Source organism: Acidobacterium sp. S8 (assembly GCF_009765985.1).
GTDB lineage: Bacteria > Acidobacteriota > Terriglobia > Terriglobales > Acidobacteriaceae > Alloacidobacterium.
The window spans coordinates 547,757-565,754 of record NZ_LMUM01000034.1; the positions used below are offsets into that span (position 1 = coordinate 547,757).

General features: G+C 55.6%; 15 protein-coding genes. 11 read left to right on the forward strand and 4 right to left on the reverse strand.

Annotated features, from left to right (window positions below; all coding sequences use genetic code 11):
• Nucleotides 1-321: 321 nt before the first annotated feature.
• Nucleotides 322-1,092: a thiazole synthase gene (locus GSQ86_RS17580; protein WP_158751220.1), complete on the forward strand. Its 771-nt coding sequence runs from the start codon at nucleotides 322-324 to the stop codon at nucleotides 1,090-1,092.
• 8 nt (nucleotides 1,093-1,100) lie between these two features.
• Here GSQ86_RS17580 and dinB read toward each other — a convergent pair whose 3' ends face one another.
• Nucleotides 1,101-2,165 (reverse strand): DNA polymerase IV, encoded by a 1,065-nt coding sequence (dinB, locus tag GSQ86_RS17585; RefSeq protein WP_158751221.1) that lies wholly within the window; start codon nucleotides 2,163-2,165, stop codon nucleotides 1,101-1,103.
• Nucleotides 2,166-2,299: 134 nt separating this feature from the next.
• On the opposite strand from dinB, the gene GSQ86_RS17590 reads away from it, so the two are divergent.
• From GSQ86_RS17590 to GSQ86_RS17610, 5 genes are all read left to right on the forward strand, one after another.
• Entirely contained in the window at nucleotides 2,300-2,704 is a 405-nt protein-coding gene (locus GSQ86_RS17590; RefSeq protein WP_158751222.1) for a hypothetical protein, read from the forward strand.
• 139 nt (nucleotides 2,705-2,843) lie between these two features.
• Nucleotides 2,844-4,082 carry an efflux RND transporter periplasmic adaptor subunit gene (locus GSQ86_RS17595; RefSeq protein ID WP_254062463.1) on the forward strand — a complete coding sequence of 413 codons (1,239 nt, stop codon included), beginning with the start codon at nucleotides 2,844-2,846 and terminating at the stop codon, nucleotides 4,080-4,082.
• Nucleotides 4,082-7,237 carry an efflux RND transporter permease subunit gene (locus tag GSQ86_RS17600; RefSeq protein WP_158751223.1) on the forward strand — a complete coding sequence of 1,052 codons (3,156 nt, stop codon included), beginning with the start codon at nucleotides 4,082-4,084 and terminating at the stop codon, nucleotides 7,235-7,237. Before GSQ86_RS17595 ends, GSQ86_RS17600 begins: the two co-directional genes overlap by 1 nt.
• Complete coding sequence (locus tag GSQ86_RS17605; RefSeq protein ID WP_254062464.1) at nucleotides 7,234-8,655, forward strand: TolC family protein; 1,422 nt, start codon at nucleotides 7,234-7,236, stop codon at nucleotides 8,653-8,655. Before GSQ86_RS17600 ends, GSQ86_RS17605 begins: the two co-directional genes overlap by 4 nt.
• Nucleotides 8,656-8,757: 102 nt before the next feature.
• Nucleotides 8,758-9,201 carry a glyoxalase/bleomycin resistance/extradiol dioxygenase family protein gene (locus GSQ86_RS17610; RefSeq protein WP_216841190.1) on the forward strand — a complete coding sequence of 148 codons (444 nt, stop codon included), beginning with the start codon at nucleotides 8,758-8,760 and terminating at the stop codon, nucleotides 9,199-9,201.
• Between the two features lie 45 nt (nucleotides 9,202-9,246).
• Here GSQ86_RS17610 and GSQ86_RS17615 read toward each other — a convergent pair whose 3' ends face one another.
• Nucleotides 9,247-10,098, reverse strand: a complete 852-nt coding sequence (locus GSQ86_RS17615) for a DUF4097 family beta strand repeat-containing protein (protein WP_158751225.1) — start codon at nucleotides 10,096-10,098, stop codon at nucleotides 9,247-9,249.
• Nucleotides 10,099-10,163: 65 nt separating this feature from the next.
• The gene (locus tag GSQ86_RS17620; RefSeq protein WP_158751226.1) at nucleotides 10,164-11,366 is read right to left on the reverse strand and encodes an efflux RND transporter periplasmic adaptor subunit; all 1,203 of its coding nucleotides are present in this window, start codon (nucleotides 11,364-11,366) and stop codon (nucleotides 10,164-10,166) included.
• Between the two features lie 115 nt (nucleotides 11,367-11,481).
• On the opposite strand from GSQ86_RS17620, the gene GSQ86_RS17625 reads away from it, so the two are divergent.
• Nucleotides 11,482-12,849, forward strand: a complete 1,368-nt coding sequence (locus tag GSQ86_RS17625; protein ID WP_158751227.1) for a hemolysin family protein — start codon at nucleotides 11,482-11,484, stop codon at nucleotides 12,847-12,849.
• Nucleotides 12,849-13,772, forward strand: a complete 924-nt coding sequence (gene nikB, locus GSQ86_RS17630) for a nickel ABC transporter permease (protein WP_158751228.1) — start codon at nucleotides 12,849-12,851, stop codon at nucleotides 13,770-13,772. The genes GSQ86_RS17625 and nikB overlap by 1 nt, the downstream gene beginning before the upstream one ends.
• Here nikB and GSQ86_RS17635 read toward each other — a convergent pair.
• Nucleotides 13,769-14,224: a metallophosphoesterase family protein gene (locus tag GSQ86_RS17635; RefSeq protein WP_158751229.1), complete on the reverse strand. Its 456-nt coding sequence runs from the start codon at nucleotides 14,222-14,224 to the stop codon at nucleotides 13,769-13,771. The two genes, nikB and GSQ86_RS17635, sit on opposite strands and share 4 nt — an antisense overlap.
• Before the next feature lie 100 nt (nucleotides 14,225-14,324).
• Here GSQ86_RS17635 and coaBC point away from each other — a divergent pair, with 100 nt between their 5' ends.
• The 3 genes from coaBC (at nucleotide 14,325) to GSQ86_RS17650 (ending at nucleotide 17,949) form a co-directional block, all read left to right on the forward strand.
• The gene (coaBC, locus tag GSQ86_RS17640; RefSeq protein WP_158751230.1) at nucleotides 14,325-15,542 is read left to right on the forward strand and encodes a bifunctional phosphopantothenoylcysteine decarboxylase/phosphopantothenate--cysteine ligase CoaBC; all 1,218 of its coding nucleotides are present in this window, start codon (nucleotides 14,325-14,327) and stop codon (nucleotides 15,540-15,542) included.
• Nucleotides 15,543-15,545: 3 nt separating this feature from the next.
• Nucleotides 15,546-16,367: a uracil-DNA glycosylase family protein gene (locus GSQ86_RS17645; protein ID WP_158751231.1), complete on the forward strand. Its 822-nt coding sequence runs from the start codon at nucleotides 15,546-15,548 to the stop codon at nucleotides 16,365-16,367.
• A gap of 133 nt (nucleotides 16,368-16,500) precedes the next feature.
• Complete coding sequence (locus tag GSQ86_RS17650) at nucleotides 16,501-17,949, forward strand: alpha-L-fucosidase (protein WP_158751232.1); 1,449 nt, start codon at nucleotides 16,501-16,503, stop codon at nucleotides 17,947-17,949.
• Nucleotides 17,950-17,998: the final 49 nt, after the last annotated feature.

The following is a 17,998-nucleotide window of genomic DNA, read 5'->3' on the forward strand; positions in this document are numbered from 1 at the left end:
ATGGGGCACTCGCATAGCTGGTGAGGTCTTGATTTTCCATTTACCGAGGAATAAGGTCTGAGGTACACGGGAAAGGAGGTTGATCCAATCTATGAAAAATTCTGAAGGTAGTAGTTGCACGATCCAACGTGAGGTGACTGAGGCTTAGAGCACCCTTTGCTCTAGACCTGGCGTTTGCATTCACTCGCCGAGGCCCACTCACAGATAGAAGGGTGCCTCAGGTCAATCTCAACAGCTCACCGGTATCAAAGGCCCGCATTTGTCGAATCTGACAGCGGGCCTTTGTACATCTATGGCCAAAAATCCTCGTACAATAAGCGTATGGAACCTCTCGTCATCGCAGGCAAAGCTTTTCAGTCACGGCTGATTGTTGGCACCGGAAAATACAAGGACGGTCCGGAGACGCAGGCTGCGATAGAAGCCTCGGGTGCGGAGATGGTTACGGTCGCGGTGCGTCGCGTGAATCTCGATCGTTCCAAGGAATCGCTGCTCGACTATATCGATCCACAGCGTTATTTTCTGTTGCCGAATACGGCTGGCTGTTACACGGCGGATGAGGCGATTCGCGCTGCGCGCCTGGGTCGAGAGGTTGGAATTTCTGACTGGGTGAAAATTGAGGTTATTGGCGATCAGGCGACACTTTATCCTGATGTGCAGGCGACGCTTGAGGCGACGCGCACTCTGGTGAAGGAAGGTTTTACTGTTCTTCCGTATACGTCGGATGACGTGGTGTTTGCCAGACGCCTGATTGATGCGGGCGCGGCGGCGGTGATGCCGCTGGCTTCGCCGATCGGCAGCGGTCTTGGCATACAGAACCGCGCGACTCTGCAGATTCTGCGCGAAATGATTACCGAAGTGCCTCTGATTGTCGACGCCGGCGTGGGTACTGCTTCCGATGCGGCTCTGGCCTTGGAACTAGGGGCCGATGGAGTGTTGATGAATACCGCGATTGCGGCAGCAGCTAATCCGATTCTAATGGCGGAAGCGATGCAGCATGCCGTGCTTGCTGGACGACAGGCATACCTGGCTGGCCGCATGCAACGCAAGCTTTATGCCACGGCTAGCTCGCCACTTGAGGGTATTTCCCGCTAGCTCAGGATTTACTCGAAAAGAATCGGCTGTGCAGAGATCTCCGACTCGCGGAAGTTGCTGAGGCCAACGCCTACTAAACGAAAGCGCTGGGTTTCATCCAGCGCGACCCTATCTCTCAGCGAAAGAGCAATCGCAGCTAGCTCATCGCATGAACCTGGAGGGAACGCAGGCGTATAACTGCGCGTAAGAATGCTGAATTCCGCTGTTTTCAGCTTTAAGACGACCGTCCGGGCTGTGCGCGGGTCTTTGCGGGATGCGGCCCAAACCTTATCGGCCAGACGGCGTATGACAGGCTCCGTTTCATCGAGCAACAGGTCGCGCTCGAAGGTATCTTCAGCGGAAATGGATTGCGTGGGCCGGTCAGAGACGACGGGACTGTGATCGACGCCATGAGCCAACTCGAAAAGGCGCATCCCATGACGCCCGAATTGCTCTTCCAGCATGGCTGGGCCCAATTGTCGCAGGTCGCCTACCGTTTTCACACCAAGCAGCTCCAGTCGCTTTCCCGTTACCGCGCCTACGCCGGGCAGTCGCATCACAGGAAGCGGCGGTAGAAATGTTTCGATATCTTCCGGCTGAATAACAAAAAGTCCGTTGGGCTTGCGCCAGTCGGAGGCAATCTTGGCGAGGAATTTATTTGGAGCCACTCCTGCCGATGCAGTGAGATGCAGCTCTTCCCAGATTTGCTTGCGGATTGTTCTGGCCACGCGTGTTGCTGTCGAGAGTCCGGTTTTGTTCTCGGTTACGTCCAAGTAGGCTTCATCGAGGGATAGCGGTTCGATAAGGTCGGTGTGCCGCTTGAAAATATCGCGAGCGAGCTTCGAAGCCGCCCGGTAGCGCACAAAATCCGGAGGAATGAAGACAGCGCCCGGACAAAGACGTTCGGCGTGAACTGCAGCCATGGCGGAACGCACGCCGAACCGTCTTGCTTCATAGGAGGCTGCGCACACAACGGAACGAAGGCCGCGCCATGCAACGACGACAGGCCGGCCTCGGAGCGACGGATCGTCACGCTGTTCGACGGATGCGTAAAAAGCGTCCATGTCGATATGGACGATCTTGCGGAGGCTCATTCTGTACCCGTTGCAGCGCTTTCTTTTTCAAAATGGAGTGGCTACCATTTCGGCGGTTATGCTATCAAATAGATAGCAGCAGCCTGTCTGCGGTTGCGCTTTTCACGCTGGGAGTTTCTGTTGCGTGATTCTAAGTGATTCATATGGGTTGGTTTAGAACAAAAGAGGGCTTTCTTCCTCAGCTTGCCTTCGTGCTGCTGGGATTAGCTATTTCTGTGTTCACGTGGGGGCTACAGTACAAACTTTCTCTTTATGACCCGCCACAAGCCATTTCGCACCAGATGCCGGAAGCCAAACTTCTTTCCAAAGAAGAGCAGGTGAGTAAGACGGAAAGCCCGTTGCTGGACGCTTCGAAAACGATAATGAAGAAAATGGAGCTGATCTTATCCAGTATTTTTCTTCTCATCTCACTGGCTCTGAATCTTCGGTATGCACTGAAACCCTCTGGAAGCGTGCGCGATCTGCGCACTTCGTTCCGCCCGCGGCTTCTCGCCTGCCTGGACGCTTTCTTTTTCCGTCCCCCTCCTGTTATTGCCTGATCCCTATCTCCACTTAACAAACTGAACTCAGCCGGCTTCAGTTCTGCGTGCATTTGCAATCAAAATGTCGTGGCGTAGCTACATGTGCCGGCCAACGCAAGAATAGGCGCATTCAAAATTTATGGGAAGACGAGCTTGCTTGACTCTCGCAGCAGTGTTGTCGCTGCCTGCTATTTCAGTCCTTGCCGGATGCAGTTCCAGCGCGAGGAGTTCTGATGCCAATGCCAACGCTGCTGTGGCGCCATCCGCAATGGTAGCAGTGGTGACGCGCGGAGCCATTACTCACACGTTGAATCTGGCGGGACAGTTTCAGCCCTACCAGGTGATTGATGTCCATGCCAAGGTATCGGGCTATATCCGGCATATCTATGTGGATATCGGTGACAAGGTTCATCAGGGACAGGTGCTGGCTGTGCTCGAAGTTCCGGAACTGAGCGCGCAGCTAAAGGGCACGGTTGCAGAAGTTGCACATAGTAAAGATGAGATTACGCGCGAGCAGCATGAAGTTTCGCGGGCCCAGGCGGAACATGCTGCCGTACATGCCGATTATTTGCGGTTGAAACAGGCTTCCGCGGCGCAGCCGGGACTCGTCGCAGAACAGGAGCTGGACAACGCGCAGTCGAAGGATCTGGCATCGGGGGCTCAGGTTGATGCGGCCAAAGCTGCGCTGTCTGCTGCAAAGCAGGAGTCCGACGTCGCGGGCGCAGATAATGAGCGCGTCGGCGCGCTTGCCGATTACACAAGAGTGACAGCGCCGCTCGACGGCGTTGTTACCTGGCGCTATGCAGATACGGGCGCATTGATTCAGGCAGGCACCTCTTCTGATGTGCAATCGCTTCCCGTGGTAAAGCTTTCGCAAAGTGGATTGCTGCGTTTACGCCTGCCGGTTCCGGAAGACGCCGTGGAGTTCATCCATGAGGGTTCTGAGGTAAACGTCCATGTCGACGCGGTGAACCGGACGATCGCGGGGAAGGTAGTACGCTTCACGCGCGACATCAGCGCAGCTACGCGAACGATGGAGACGGAGATCGATGTTGAGAACAAAGATCTTTCTCTGACTCCCGGCATGTATGCCAACGCCACATTGGAACTGGAGCGCAAAGACAATGTGCTCACAATTCCGGGGCAGGCAGTGATTCACAATGGCAGTCATGATTCGGTGTTGATCGTCGATCAGCAGAATCATGTGCAGCAGCGGAAGGTTGTGCTGGGCTTGCAGGGATCGACACTGGTAGAGGTAAAGAACGGGCTTGCGGAAGGTGATCGCGTCATCACCGGCGGCCAGTCAAAGTATCAGCCCGGCGAAACAGTTGCGCCAAAACTTCAGGCGTTGCCTACATTCGATGTCGATCAAGAGCAATCGGAAGGCGGACAATAATGCCTAAATTTGCTCTCAAATATCCCTATTTCATCATCATGATATGCCTTGTGATCGCCGTCGTAGGCGTTACCAGCATTGTGGGCATGCCGGTCGATCTTTTTCCGGAAATCGATATTCCTGTCGTAGTGGTGGCGACGTTCTATTCGGGCATGCCGCCGCAGCAGATTGAAGCGGACATAACCGATACATTTGAACGCTTCTTTACACTGGGGAGCAACATCGATCATATCGAGTCTCGCTCACTCACCGGCGTCAGCCTTATCAAGATCTATTTCAAACCGGGCACGGATCGGAATGCGGCTCTCAGCAATATAGCGAACCTTGCCATGGCCGATCTGCGGCGACTGCCTCCGGGAACTTTGCCGCCGGTGGTGCTCGGCATGGACGCGTCGAGCCAGCCTGTATGTCTCGTCACCTTGAAAGGCCAAGGGCTGAACGAAACAAGCCTGAAAGATCTCGCGCAGTTTCAGGTGCGCAACCAGATTGCGAATGTTGCCGGGGCGTCAGTCCCTCAGCCATTTGGAGGCCGCTATCGCCAGATCATGGTGTATGTCGATCCGGTAAAGCTGGAAGCTCACAACATGAGCCTGATGGATGTAGTGCATGGTGTGAATGAATCGAACCTGATTCTGCCTGCTGGCGATGTGCGCATTGGGCCGAAGGATTACAACATCTACGCGAACAGCCAAGTGCCTACGCCGGATGAGATCAACGATCTGCCGCTGAAATCGGTCGGCAATGCGTCGGTGATGGTCCGCGATATTGGCCACGCGGAAGACTCGGGCACGATGCAGACGAACATCGTTCGCATCGATGGTCAGCGTTCGGTCTATATTCCGGTGCTGAAGCAAGGTGGCGACAGCAACACCATCACGATTGTGAATGGGATGAAAGCCGCGATCAAGAATCTGGTGGACATCCCAGCTTCGCTGAAGACGGCGGTTGTCTTCGACCAGTCGCTCTTTGTGAAATCCGCAGTCAAGAATCTGATTAAAGAAGCCACCATCGGTCTTGTGCTGACGGGCGTGATGATTCTTGTCTTTCTGGGGAGCCCTCGCGCGACATTTGCCGTGCTGCTTTCAATTCCGCTCTCGGCGCTGGTCTGCCTGCTTTTGATGAAGGCGAAAGGCGGATCGATCAACACGATGTTGTTGGGCGGCCTGGCGCTGGCCTTCTCACGGCTGATCGATGATTCGGTGGTTGTCCTCGAGAATATCTTCCGTTACATGGAAATGGGTGTGGCTCCGCGCGAAGCGGCGGAAAAAGGCGGCATGGAGGTTTCACTTGCTGTGCTTGCTGCCACATCAACTACATCGATTGTCTTTTTTCCGGTGACGTTCTTTGCGGGGGTGAGCAAGTATCTCTTTACCGATCTCGCGCTAGGTGTGGTGCTTTCGATCTTCGCCTCTTACATATTCGCGATGACAGTCGTACCGCTGTACTGCTCGCAGTTTATTCACTTTTCCCATGGGCACCTGGAAGAAGAGGAGAAGCGAGGATTTTTCCAACGTTTCGAGCGGAAATTCAATCATGGATTTCGCCGCATGCTGGATTATTACGAAGTTCTGGTGATGCGTGCCATGCGGCGGCCAGGACGAACGGCGCTTATCATTCTGGGCGGAGTCGCGGCCATCCTGGCTGGTCTCTTTCCGTTCCTGGGCAGGTCTTATTTTCCGCGAACAGATCCCGGCCAGTTTGTCGTCAATATCAAGTGCCCGAGCGGAACGCGCATTGAATTGAGCAACCAGTACATTGCGCAAGTGGAGAACGAAATTCGCAGCGTAATTCCTTCCGACGAACTGCAGATGATCGTTTCCAACATAGGCATTACGCCCGATCTTTCTGCCATCTACACCACAAATTCGGCAATGGACACGGCGTTTGTTCAAGTAAGCCTCAAGGATGATCACAAAATAGGAAGTTATGCCTACATGGAACAAGTGCGCCACAAGCTCGCAGCCGACATGCCGGAGCTGACGACGTACTTTCAATCTGGAGGTCTTGTAGATTCGGTGATTAATCAGGGGCTGCCTGCGCCGCTCGATATTCAGATCAGCGGAAATGATCTCGAACAGTCGTTCGAAATTGCGCGCCAGATCGCAAGGAAGATCAAGCCGTTGAAAAGCGTCAGCGATGTGCTTATTCCGCAGGATCTCAGATATCCGGGACTCGAACTGAATATCGATCGCGAACGAGCCAGCCTCATCGGGCTTTCTCCGAAGGAAGTAGTGGACAACGTCATCACGGCGATGACTTCGAATGGCATGATCGCCCCCAGTTACTGGATCGATCCGAAGACGGGCAATAACTACATGCTTACTGTGCAGTATGGCGAGAAAAAGATCGCCAACATGAGCATGGAAGACTTCAAGTCGATTCCGCTGCGCGCGCCGAATGGCACGGACTATACGCCGCTGCAATCGGTGGCGAATATCAAAGAAATCAATACCCCGACCGAAGTCGATCACTACCAGATTCGCCGCGTCATCGATGTTTACGTTATGCCGTCGAAGGAATCGCCGGTGGGTGTGAGCCATGATGTGGACGGAGTTCTCAAGAATATTCAGGCGCCAAAGAACGTTCGCATTCGTGTGCGTGGGTCGGTTGTAAGCATGAATGAATCTTTCCTTCGCTTTGCTATCGGACTGATGCTCTCGATTGCGCTGGTGTACCTCATTCTGATGGCGCAGTTCACCTCCTTTGTCGATCCGTTCATCATCCTCATGGCGATTCCGCCGGGACTAGCCGGGGTTGTTCTCACTCTGCTGGTTACAGGCAGCACGCTCAACATCATGTCGCTGATGGGCGTGATCATGATGACCGGTATTGTTGTCTCGAACAGCATCCTGATCGTGGAATTCGCAACGGTTCTGCATGAGCAGGGTAAAACGCTGCTGGAGTCAGTGGTTCAATCCTGCAAGATTCGTCTCAGGCCCATTCTGATGACATCGCTGGCTACTCTCCTCGGCATGATTCCTATGGCGCTTGGCATCGAGGCTGGAAGCGAGCAGTATGCGCCTCTGGCCCGCGCCATTATCGGCGGTCTGGCAGTGTCAGTGATCGTCACGGTCTTTCTTGTGCCAGCTGTGTACCTGCTTGTCCATGGCAGAAAAGAAAGGGAAACGGTATTTGCACAGGAGGTGAGCCAGTGATCTGGCACTGTAAGCTTTCGATTCCATTGGCCCTCGTTCTGACGACGGGAGCTGTCACTGGATTTGCGCAGACAGCTACGGGGGCGCGGCCGCTTCCTGATGCTCCCCCCGCACTTCTGCTTGCACAGAATGTGGGGTCGGCTACAGGGACGGATGTTCTAAAGCAGGCGAGTCCAGATGCGGGGGCTGCGAATCAGCAACTAACGAGAAGAGACACAGAGGAGATGGCGATCAAGAATAATCCACGCATCCGCGTGGGCCGTTTGCTGGCTCTGGCTCAGCACCAGGTAGTGCGTGAAACGAGAGCGGCAGAGTTGCCAACCGCGAATGCAAGCGTCACAGCGGTTGAGGCGGAAGAGGGAAGCCGAATATCGGCTGGCTCGCTTACCGCATCCAGATTGATAAACCATGCGGGAGCGGGGGGAAGCTTCACCCAGTTGATTACGGACTTTGGACGGACGCGGAATCTGGTGGCGTCTTCCAAGCTGCAGGAGCAGGCGCAGAATGCAAACGCTCTGGCCACCACCGAAGATATCGTTCTGGCTACCGATCAGGCTTTTTACAATGCCCTGCAGGCTCAGGCGATGCTCAAAGTTGCGGAGCAGACAGTCAGCACTCGCCAGACGACCCAGACGCAGGTCAACGAAATGACGAAGAACAAACTCAAGTCGACACTTGATTTGAGTTTTGCGGACGTCAATCTTTCGCAGTCAAAGCTGCTATTGCTGGATGCGCAGAACAACGCCGACTCTACAATGGCGGCACTCGATGCTGTGCTCGGTTTTGACCGTCAGGTTACATACGAGCTGGTGGATAATCCAGCTCCACTTCAGTCGCCACCGTCTGATGTGAGCCAGCTGATACAGCTTGGGCTGCAGCAAAGGCCTGATCTGCAGGCGCTCAACTATAACCAGCAGGCTGCGCTGAAACAAAAAAATGCCGATCGCGATCAGATGTTGCCTTCGATTAGCGCTGCGGGCACTGCTGGCACGGTACCTGTTCGAGCGGACCAATACTACACAGCGAACTGGTGGGGCGCGATCGGAGTCAATGTAAACATTCCGGTGTTCAACGGATTTCTTTACAGCGCGCAGACAAAGGAGGCGGCCATTCGCGCCGAGGCAGCGGGTGAGCAGGGCCGCGATCTGCGCAACAATATCGTTCGCGATATTCGCACTTCATGGCTGGCGGCGAATGCGGCGTTTCAGCGGGTCGCTGTCACGCAAGATCTTCTGAAACAGGCGAATCTCGCGCTGGGGCTGGCACAGACGCGCTACAAGCTGGGATTGAGTTCCATTGTTGAGCTTAGCCAGGCCGAGTTGCAGCAAACCGACGCCGCCATCGACAACACGAATGCACGTTACCAATATCGGCTTTCATTGGCGACGCTCAACTACCAAACGGGTACTGCCCCATGACAGAAAGCGCGCAAAAAATTCATCTCGTGCCGTTTTCCACGCGTATACTGCTTCGGCGGACTGGAGTCCGCTGCAGGAGTTTGTGAGATGGAAAACTCAGTTATGGGATTAACACCGTATCTGACGGTCAGCGATGCCAAAGCGGCCACCGAATTCTATAAAAACGCCCTGGGCGCGAAAGAGATCAGGAGCCATATGGCTCCTGACGGGAAAAGATACATGCACGTCCACCTTGATATTCGCGGCAGCGCATTGATGTTTGCCGACGACTTTCCGGAGTACAACGGCGGAAAAAGCCGTACACCGCAGGGGCTTGGCGGATCGCCGGTGATATTACATTTGCAGGTGGAAGATGGCCAGCAGACCTGGGATCGCGCAATTGCCGCAGGCGCGACTGCGACCATGCCGTTTATGGAGCAGTTCTGGGGAGATCTTTACGGGCAATTCACCGATCCGTTCGGGCACCAGTGGTCGATCGGGCAATCCGTCAAGAAACCGACGGAGGCCGAGATACAGGAAGGCGCCAAGGCTGCTTTCAAGGCGTGAAACAGACCGGGAGCAACATCGCGCTGTTCCCGGTCCCTTCTTCGATTAGTGAATCCGGATATCGCCTGACCCGGTTTCGATACGCACTGTTGGGCCACCACCGTTTACGTCGCCGGTGATGTGGTGCTTCTCAAAGCTGCCGTGAGTGCTGATCGGCGGATCGCTGTGAACATCGCCCGAACCGGTCTGCGCATCGAGCGAGAAGTGTGCGCTGCCGGTTGTGAGCGTGACCGAGCCGGAGCCGGTTTGAAGCCGCCAATTCGCCGTGGGCTGCCCTTGAATCTCGATATCACCCGAGCCGGTCTCGGCATATAGATCGCCCTGTACGCCTTTGAGGTGAATGGTTCCGCTGCCGGTCTGTGCCTTGACGCCGGTAGGCGATTTCAACTCGGCGCGAATATCGCCAGAGCCGGTTTCGAGCGTGGTGCGTCCGCTCAGTCCGGAGGCATCGATGGAGCCGGAGCCGGTGTCGAGCTTGGCGGGTCCAGCCAGATCAGCCACATGAATATCCCCGGAACCGCTATTCGCAGCCAGGTCAGTACCTTTCGGCGTAGTGATGTCGTAGTCGATTGCGATGTTCTTATATTCGGTATGCTTGCCGATGGCGATGATGTTTCCACTCTGCTCGATTGGCGGATTGGAAACGACCTGATTGACCCGCTCTTCCGGCGAGCCCATATCGACCCAGCTGTTCCACTTGGCAGCATGCACATGGCCAATAATGTGGACGCTCCCATCAGAGCCCGGCGTGACATGGATGTAGCCGGATCCGGTATTGACGCTGAGGGTTACGTTGCCGCTGGTGTGAAGCGTTTTGTCGAAGGTACCGTCTGCTGCAAGAAGTACTGTGGGAGCGAGCAGCAGAGCCGTGACTGCAAGTGCTTTATGGAGATGCATACTTTTCGATCCTTTTGCCGGGAACAGAAGGCGTTATATAGGGGTAAACAACCGGCACAACTACTCTACTGCTGAAGTATGACGGTGTCTCCCTCTTTTAATCCATCGAGAATTTCGGTCTTGCTGCCGTTGGAAATCCCCGCTTTGACCGGAATCTTGCGCTGACCGTCTTTTTGTTTGGGGTCGGGAACGAAGACGAAGGCGTTTTTCTGATTGTCATAGACCAGCGCCTGCTCCGGAACCGTGAGCGCGTTCTTGTGCTCGGTAATCAAAACCTCGGCATTGGCCGTCATATTGGCTTTCAGCTCTCCAGTCGGATTATCGATCGAAACGCGGACTTCAAAGGTGGTTACGTTGTCTTTTTCCACGCCGAGGGGTGCAATTTTGGTGACTTTACCGTTGAAGGATTTGGTTGGAAAAGACTCGACGCGGATGCGTGCTGGCTGGCCCAGGTAAACGCTGCCTATATCCGCCTCATCCATTTTCCCCTGCACGTATACCTGGGTGGTGTCTCCAAGCGTCATGACCAGCGTTGCTGTCGAGCCGAGCACGAGAATGGAGCTGACCGCATCGCCCATTTCCACGTCGCGCGAGAGCACGACCCCGTCCATGGGAGAGACCAGCGTGGTGTAGCTGAGCTGTTCGTTGAGCTGGTCAAGGCTGGCCTGTGCCTGCTGTACCTGGGCCGCGGCCTGCTTCAGCTTGGCCTGATCGACGCTGATCTGAGCGACCGATGAGTCGCGCTTATTTTCTGCGGCGACGTAGTTGCGCTGCGCATCGTCAAGCGTTTGTTGCGAGACGATGCCGTCATTCTGCATGGCGCGGTTGCGGTCATAGGTGGACTTGTACATCGGCAGATCGGGAGCCGCTGCGTTGACCTTATCCTGATCGATATTCGCCTTGTAGGTGACGACATTAGCTTCGGCGGCGGCGAGTTGTGCCTTCTGCGCTGCAACCTGGGCGAGAATTTCCTGCTGATCGAGCTGCGCCAGCACCTCGCCTTTGTGGACATGCTGGTTGATGTCGACATACAGCTTTTCTACAATGCCGCTGGCTTTGGATTTAAGCTCTACTTTGGTGATGGGCTGGATTTTCCCCGTGGCAACTACGCTTTTGGCGATGTCACCGCGGGTGGCCTTGGCGAGTTTGCCGGGCTCGATTTTGCTGCCGTTGCCGCGTGCGAACGCGACTGCCGCTATGAGTGCCACCACAACTGCCGGGATCGCCCAGAGCCACCATCTTTTCTTTCGTTTACGCTGAGTTGTCACCGGTCACGCTCCCGCTGATTAGACTTTCCGTTTACAAATTGGGCACTTGCCGGATAGGTATACGAAACGGGCGAAGCGTTGGTTCCGTAATACGAACTGTTAAACTCAGGGGAAAATGTCTGGATTGTTGCTTTTCCGGTTCGTTTCGATTGCTGTATTAATTCTCGCCAACGGCTTCTTCGTCGCGGCGGAGTTCGCTATCGTCAGCGTCCGGGAGACCCGCGTAGAGCAACTGATTGCGCAACGCAGGCCCGGAGCGCGCCTGGTTCGCCGGCTGCAGGAGAATCTGGATGATTTCCTGCCTGCTGTACAGTTTGGCGTGACTCTGTGCAGCCTGGCGCTGGGATGGATCGGCGAACCCGTCGTCGCCGCGATTTTCGAGGAATGGCTGTCCCATATTCCCCATGCCAACGTCTACGCGCACCTGATCGCTGTTCTCGTCGCTTTTGCGCTGATTACCTACTTTCATGTGCTGCTGGGAGAACTGGTCCCGAAATCTCTGACGCTGCGTAAGGTGGACCAGGTGGCGCTCGGCGTCGCTGGCCCTATGGATGCGTTTATCCGGGTGACGCGTCCGGCGGTTCGGCTGCTCAACCGGTCGGCATCGCTGGTTTTGAAGCTTTTTCGGGCTCCGATGGTGCATGAGGGCACTGTGCATTCGCCTGAGGAGCTGAAATTGATTGCAACGGCAGCCCGGCGTGGAGGGTTGCTGCCGGAGTTTCAGGAATCCCTCATTCATCGTGCGGTCGAGGCTAACCAGATTACTGCGCGAGAGATTATGACGCCGCGGCAGCGTATCTTTTCGTTGCCGGCAGACATGCTGATTGAAGCTGCCAGCGCACGGATCGTCGAAGAACTGCACTCGCGCATTCCAGTTTATGATCCGTCGCGCGGGCCGGATTATATTGTCGGCGTTGCTTATTCAAAGGATATTTCCCGGCTCATGCACTTTCGCGCTTCGGCGCGCACGCGCTTTGCCGATGCGCCCTTTACGGAGCTTCGCTTGCGACAGGTGATGCGCGAAGTTCTGGTGGTTCCGGAGACGAAGCCTGTGCTCGATCTGCTGCAGGAATTTCAGCAGCGCCGGCGTCACCTGGCCATAGTGGTGGATGAGTTTGGCACGACCGTTGGACTGGTGACGGTGGAGGACGCGATCGAGCAGCTGGTAGGCGAGGTAGAGGATGAGTTCGATGTGGCGGCGAGGACGGCGCTTACCTCAGCCAGTGGCAGTGTGGTGCTCGACGGCAGCGTGAACCTGCGTGATCTGGAGACGCAGATGAACTGGCACCTGCCCCGCGATGGCGGCGTAGAAACACTGGCCGGCTTCCTTCTGGCGCGCCTGGGAAAAATTCCAAAAGGCGGCGAGTCGGTGGAGTTTGAAGGCCGCAAGCTTACGGTTGCCGAGATGATTGGAAACCGCATCAGCAAGGTTGTGGTGCAGAATCTGCAGCCGTTATCGCTTCAGCCGGAGAAAGCCTCCTGATGCAGGCTCTGCGATCGCTAGTGCTGCGATTGGTGTATACGATTCCGGTCATCTGGCTGGTGGTGTCGCTGGTTTTCCTGTTGATTCATCTTGTGCCGGGCGATCCGGTGGAGCAGATGCTCGGGGAGGGCGCTCGCGTACAGGATATTGCGGCGCTGCGGCATGCTTATGGGTTAGATATTCCGCTATGGGAGCAGTATGTTCGCTACTGGCGGGGAGCGCTGCACGGAGATTTGGGGCGCTCGGTTCGGCTGAACGATACAGTAACGCACCTGGTTTTGACGCGTTATCCGTACACGATCGAGCTGACGGCTGCGGCGCTGGTTGTCGCTTTACTGTTGTCGATTCCGGCAGGAATCTTTGCGGCGCTGCATCGCGGGCGATGGCGTGACAATGCGGTCGGCGTCGTTAGTCTGCTGGGCCTGTCGTTTCCGGGCTTTGCGCTTGGGCCAATTCTGATTCTGCTGGTAGCGATCAAGCTTGGCTGGCTGCCGGTGAGCGGCGCAGGAGGATGGGACCATCTGGTGCTGCCAGCCATTACGATGGGCAGCGCTCTGGCAGCGATCCTGACCCGCATGGTACGGACGGCGATGCTCGAAGAGCTTGGGCAGGATTACATTCGCACGGCTCGTGCGAAAGGATTGCCGGAGCGCACTGTCGTCTACAAGCATGCGCTGCGCAATGCCATGATTCCGGTTCTGACGCTTATCGGACTGCAATTTGGCGCGCTGCTGGCTGGTGCGATTGTGACTGAAACGATCTTCAGCTGGCCAGGAATCGGGCGGCTCACTGTTTCCGCCATTTCCAATCGCGATTACGCCCTGGTCCAGGGATGCATCCTGGCGGTTGGACTGACGTATGTGCTGGTGAATTTGATTACGGATGTGCTGTATATGGTGGTGAATCCGCGGATTCGGAATTAGCCAATTGTCATGAGTTGAGGCTGAACTTCATCATTGCTGATTTCCAGAAATCCGATGGAAACCGGCAGGGAGAATCTTCTCGGTCCTGCGCTTCCGGGATTGAAATAAAGCACGCCTTTTTTCCATGCGATGAGCGGCTTATGCGAATGGCCGCTGATGACAACCTGGATGCCGACGGCGACAGGCTCGAGATCGAGCTCATGAACATCGTGCAGCATGTAGATGCTGACGCCGTTTAACTCGATCAGTTCGACGGCGGGGAGCCGCGCACACACGCCGCCGCTGTCAATGTTGCCTCGGATGGCTGTCAGCGGGGCGATCTCACGGAGTTGGCCGAGGATTGCCGGGTTGCCGACGTCGCCCGCATGCAGGATGTGCTTCACACCGCGCAGGCCTGAGACAGCTTCGGGGCGGAGCAGACCGTGTGTGTCTGAGATGACACCAACCTTCATGTTTTCCACTCCATTGGATGCGATTTCGTACGGGATTTCCTCAGTCGCTCTGAAATTTTCTTATCCGCTATCAATTATGAATCCGGCGTAAAATTTAAGTATGAAGGTCACGGTCGGAGTCTCTGGTGGCGTTGCTGCCTACAAAGCAGCCGAACTCGTCCGCGCGCTGCAGCGGCAGGCGCTCGATGTGCATGTCGTTATGACAGAAGCGGCGCAGCAGTTTGTTCAGCCGCTGACGTTTGCTTCACTTACCGGGCACAAGGTAATCACCAGCCTGTGGGCAGGCGATTCCGACGAGAGCAATCTAGATTCTGCGATCGAGCATATCGATGCTGCGCAGACTACGGATGCGCTCGTCGTGGCTCCGGCGACGGCGAATGTGCTGGCGAAGTTTGCGCAGGGGATTGCCGACGATTTTCTGACGACGATGTATCTGGCGACGACAGCCCCTGTCATCGTCGCTCCAGCCATGAACGTGAATATGTGGAATCATCCGGCGACGCGCGCGAGCCTCGCTGTACTCGAAGAGCGCGGTGTGCGCATAGTTTCGCCGGATAGCGGATATCTTGCCTGCGGCATGATCGGCAGCGGACGGCTGGCTGAGAATGACGCCATCGTACAGGCGGTGCTCGATATCTTAAACCACCGCAATGATCTGGCGGGAGAAACGGTTCTGATTACGGCTGGCGGAACGCGCGAAGCGATTGATCCCGTGAGATTTCTTGGAAACCGCTCCAGCGGGAAGATGGGTTATGCGCTGGCGGACGCTGCGGCGAAACGCGGAGCGAAGGTGATTCTGGTTTCCGCTCCCACGGCGTTGCGCGCGCCTGCGAATTGCGAAATGGTTCCGGTAATTACGACCGAACAGATGCGTACTGCTGTCCTGAATCGTCTCGATGAAGCGACGATTGTAATTAAAGCGGCGGCTGTGGCGGATTATAAACCGGTGATGCCAGCAGAACAGAAATTGAAGCGCACCGGCCCGCTGACAATCGAGTTGCAGCCTACTGAAGATATTCTCGCCGAAGTAGTGAAGCGTCGCCGCGATGGCATGCTAGTGATCGGCTTTGCCGCCGAGACGGAGAACGCAATCGTGCACGGTCGCGATAAGTTGCTGCGCAAGGGAGCAGATGCAATCGTGCTGAACGACGTTTCGCGCGAGGGTGTAGGTTTCGATTCCGACCGCAACGCGGTGACTTTTCTGACGCGACAGACGTCTATCGATCTTCCCGAGATGAGCAAGCGTGAGTTGGCCGACCGAATCCTGGGAGAGGTGATGACACTGCGCCGCCCGCAAAAGGTGCTTGCCGAAAGATAATCGATGCCTTCTGTGAACTCTGAGCAGCAGCGAGTGCTTGCCGCGCGCGTGCGCTATTTCCGCGACCTCGGCATCCTTGATTTTTATCGCCGGGGCGAATCTCTTCTGGCAGAATCTTTATCTGAAGCCATCGAATCCACGCATGTAACCGTTGCGGTTGCAGAAGAAAATATGCCGAAAAAGCTGCCCGCAGTTCCCATTTCAGATCTGTTTCCTGTCTCTGCCCTCGTCGCTCCAGAGGAGCGTGAGTCTGCGCTCCATGTCATTCGTGAAGATATTGGCGAATGCACCCGCTGCCCGCTGGGTTTTGCAGGCCGAAATACGATCGTCTTTGGCGAGGGCGATCCGAATACGCGCCTGATGTTTGTGGGCGAAGGCCCGGGCGCGGATGAAGATATGCAGGGCCGTCCGTTTGTGGGCCGTGCAGGTCAGCTGTTGAACAATATGATTTCGGCGATGGGTCTGAAGCGCGAAGAGGTTTATATCGCGAATATCGTGAAGTGTCGGCCTCCACAAAACAGGACACCGGAGCCGGAAGAAGCGAACACGTGCGCGCAATTTCTCTTTCGGCAGATAGACGTCATTCGTCCGGAGATTATTGTCGCACTCGGCGCCACAGCTGCGACCTATCTACTGGGTGGCAAGGCTCCGTTGAGCGCGTTACGCGGGCGCATGCATGAGGCACGCGGCTCGAAGCTTATTGTCACGTATCATCCGGCTTATTTATTGCGTGATCCCCGCCAGAAAAAAGAAACGTGGAAGGACCTGCAGATTGCCATGGCTGAATTGGGACTGGAAGCACCGAAACGTCCTGTCACGGAGTAAGTTTCCAATCTAGGAGAAGTGACTGCGAGCGGCATGACGATCTGGAATGTCGCATGTCTAAAACATATTTCGCCCACGATAATAATTTTTCACATACAATTCCCCAGTCAATATTTCACCCTGGGGGAATGCTGTGAACTTATTTCGTCGTACCATCACTGCGGTTGCTGTAGTGGCAGTGACTTTTTTGAGCTATGCGCAGCTGAAGGGTAGTAAGCCGGATGCACAACCTGTGAATCATCCGGTTCCCGCTATTCAAGATACAGAAACGCCAGCCCAGCGGGACGCGCGCATGGAATGGTGGCGCGAAGCACGATTCGGCATGTTTATTCACTGGGGACTCTACTCGATTCCAGCAGGAACCTGGAATGGCAAGCAGATTCCCGGCATTGGCGAATGGATTATGAATACAGCGTCGATTCCGGTTGCCGATTACAAGGCTCTCGCTCCGAAGTTCAATCCTACGGGCTTCAACGCGCACGATATCGTGGCTTTGGCCAAGTCTGCCGGAATGAAGTACATCGTGATCACGGCCAAGCATCACGATGGCTTCGCGATGTTCGACTCGAAGGCAGACCCATTTAATATTGTTGCCGCCACGCCCTTCAAGCGCGATCCTCTGCGCGAGTTGGCCGCAGAGTGTAAGAAGCAGGGAATCAAGCTCGGCTTCTACTATTCGCAGGATCAGGACTGGACCGCTCCGGGTGGCGCCGCCCTCAAGACCGGCGACCATCAGCCGCCGACCTATCACTGGGACAAGGCGCAGGACGGCAGCTTTGACACCTATCTGCAAACCAAAGCTATTCCCCAGCTCAAGGAACTGCTTTCCAACTACGGCGACTTTCCAGTCGTGATCTGGTTCGATACGCCTACGAAAGACATGACGCCTGCCCGCGCGGCGGAGATCGTCAAGCTGCTGAATCAGCATCCAAACCTGATCTGGAATAACCGGCTTGGCGGGACCTATAAGGGCGATACGGAAACTCCGGAGCAATTCATTCCGGCGCAGGGCTATCCCGGCCGCGACTGGGAATCCTGCATGACGATGAACGACACGTGGGGATTTAAGTCCTACGACACAAATTTCAAGTCGACCGAGACACTGGTGCGCAACCTGATCGATATCGCCAGCAAGGGCGGCAACTATCTGCTCAATATTGGTCCGGATTCGCACGGCATTGTTCCGGCTCCCGAAATCGACCGCCTGCATGCCGTGGGTAAATGGCTGTCTGTAAATGGTGAGGCCATCTACAACACCAAGCCGACGCTTTTTGGCGCCGAGGCTGGGAGCTTCAGCCCAACGGAGAAAGAGAAGGACGGCAAGCCGAAGTTCATTCCGGCGTGGAACTGGCGTTCGACTACGGCTTCGGACAAGATTTACATTGAAATCTTCAACTGGCCGGGCAACGGCTCCTTCCATCTGGATAAGCGGCCGCGTCAGGTAACGGGTGCATATCTGCTGGCGGATGCGGGCCACAAGCCGTTGAAGCTGAAACAATCCGGCAGCAGTTTGGATGTGCAGCTTCCAACGCAGGCTCCGGATCCGATCGCTACTGTGCTGGTGCTCAAGACATCGCGATAATCAGTTTCGTACAAAAGAAAACGCCGCGATCTGAAATCGCGGCGTTTTT

What these genes read in the sequence shown, in the direction of transcription:
- GSQ86_RS17615 (WP_158751225.1), bottom strand. Translation starts at nt 10,098, where the DNA reads ATGCATCTCCATAAAGCACTTGCAGTCACGGCTCTGCTGCTCGCTCCC.
- GSQ86_RS17625 (WP_158751227.1), top strand. Translation starts at nt 11,482, where the DNA reads ATGTCTGGATTGTTGCTTTTCCGGTTCGTTTCGATTGCTGTATTAATT.
- GSQ86_RS17580 (WP_158751220.1), top strand. Translation starts at nt 322, where the DNA reads ATGGAACCTCTCGTCATCGCAGGCAAAGCTTTTCAGTCACGGCTGATT.
- GSQ86_RS17600 (WP_158751223.1), top strand. Translation starts at nt 4,082, where the DNA reads ATGCCTAAATTTGCTCTCAAATATCCCTATTTCATCATCATGATATGC.
- GSQ86_RS17645 (WP_158751231.1), top strand. Translation starts at nt 15,546, where the DNA reads ATGCCTTCTGTGAACTCTGAGCAGCAGCGAGTGCTTGCCGCGCGCGTG.
- coaBC (WP_158751230.1), top strand. Translation starts at nt 14,325, where the DNA reads ATGAAGGTCACGGTCGGAGTCTCTGGTGGCGTTGCTGCCTACAAAGCA.
- nikB (WP_158751228.1), top strand. Translation starts at nt 12,849, where the DNA reads ATGCAGGCTCTGCGATCGCTAGTGCTGCGATTGGTGTATACGATTCCG.
- dinB (WP_158751221.1), bottom strand. Translation starts at nt 2,165, where the DNA reads ATGAGCCTCCGCAAGATCGTCCATATCGACATGGACGCTTTTTACGCA.
- GSQ86_RS17635 (WP_158751229.1), bottom strand. Translation starts at nt 14,224, where the DNA reads ATGAAGGTTGGTGTCATCTCAGACACACACGGTCTGCTCCGCCCCGAA.
- GSQ86_RS17610 (WP_216841190.1), top strand. Translation starts at nt 8,758, where the DNA reads ATGGGATTAACACCGTATCTGACGGTCAGCGATGCCAAAGCGGCCACC.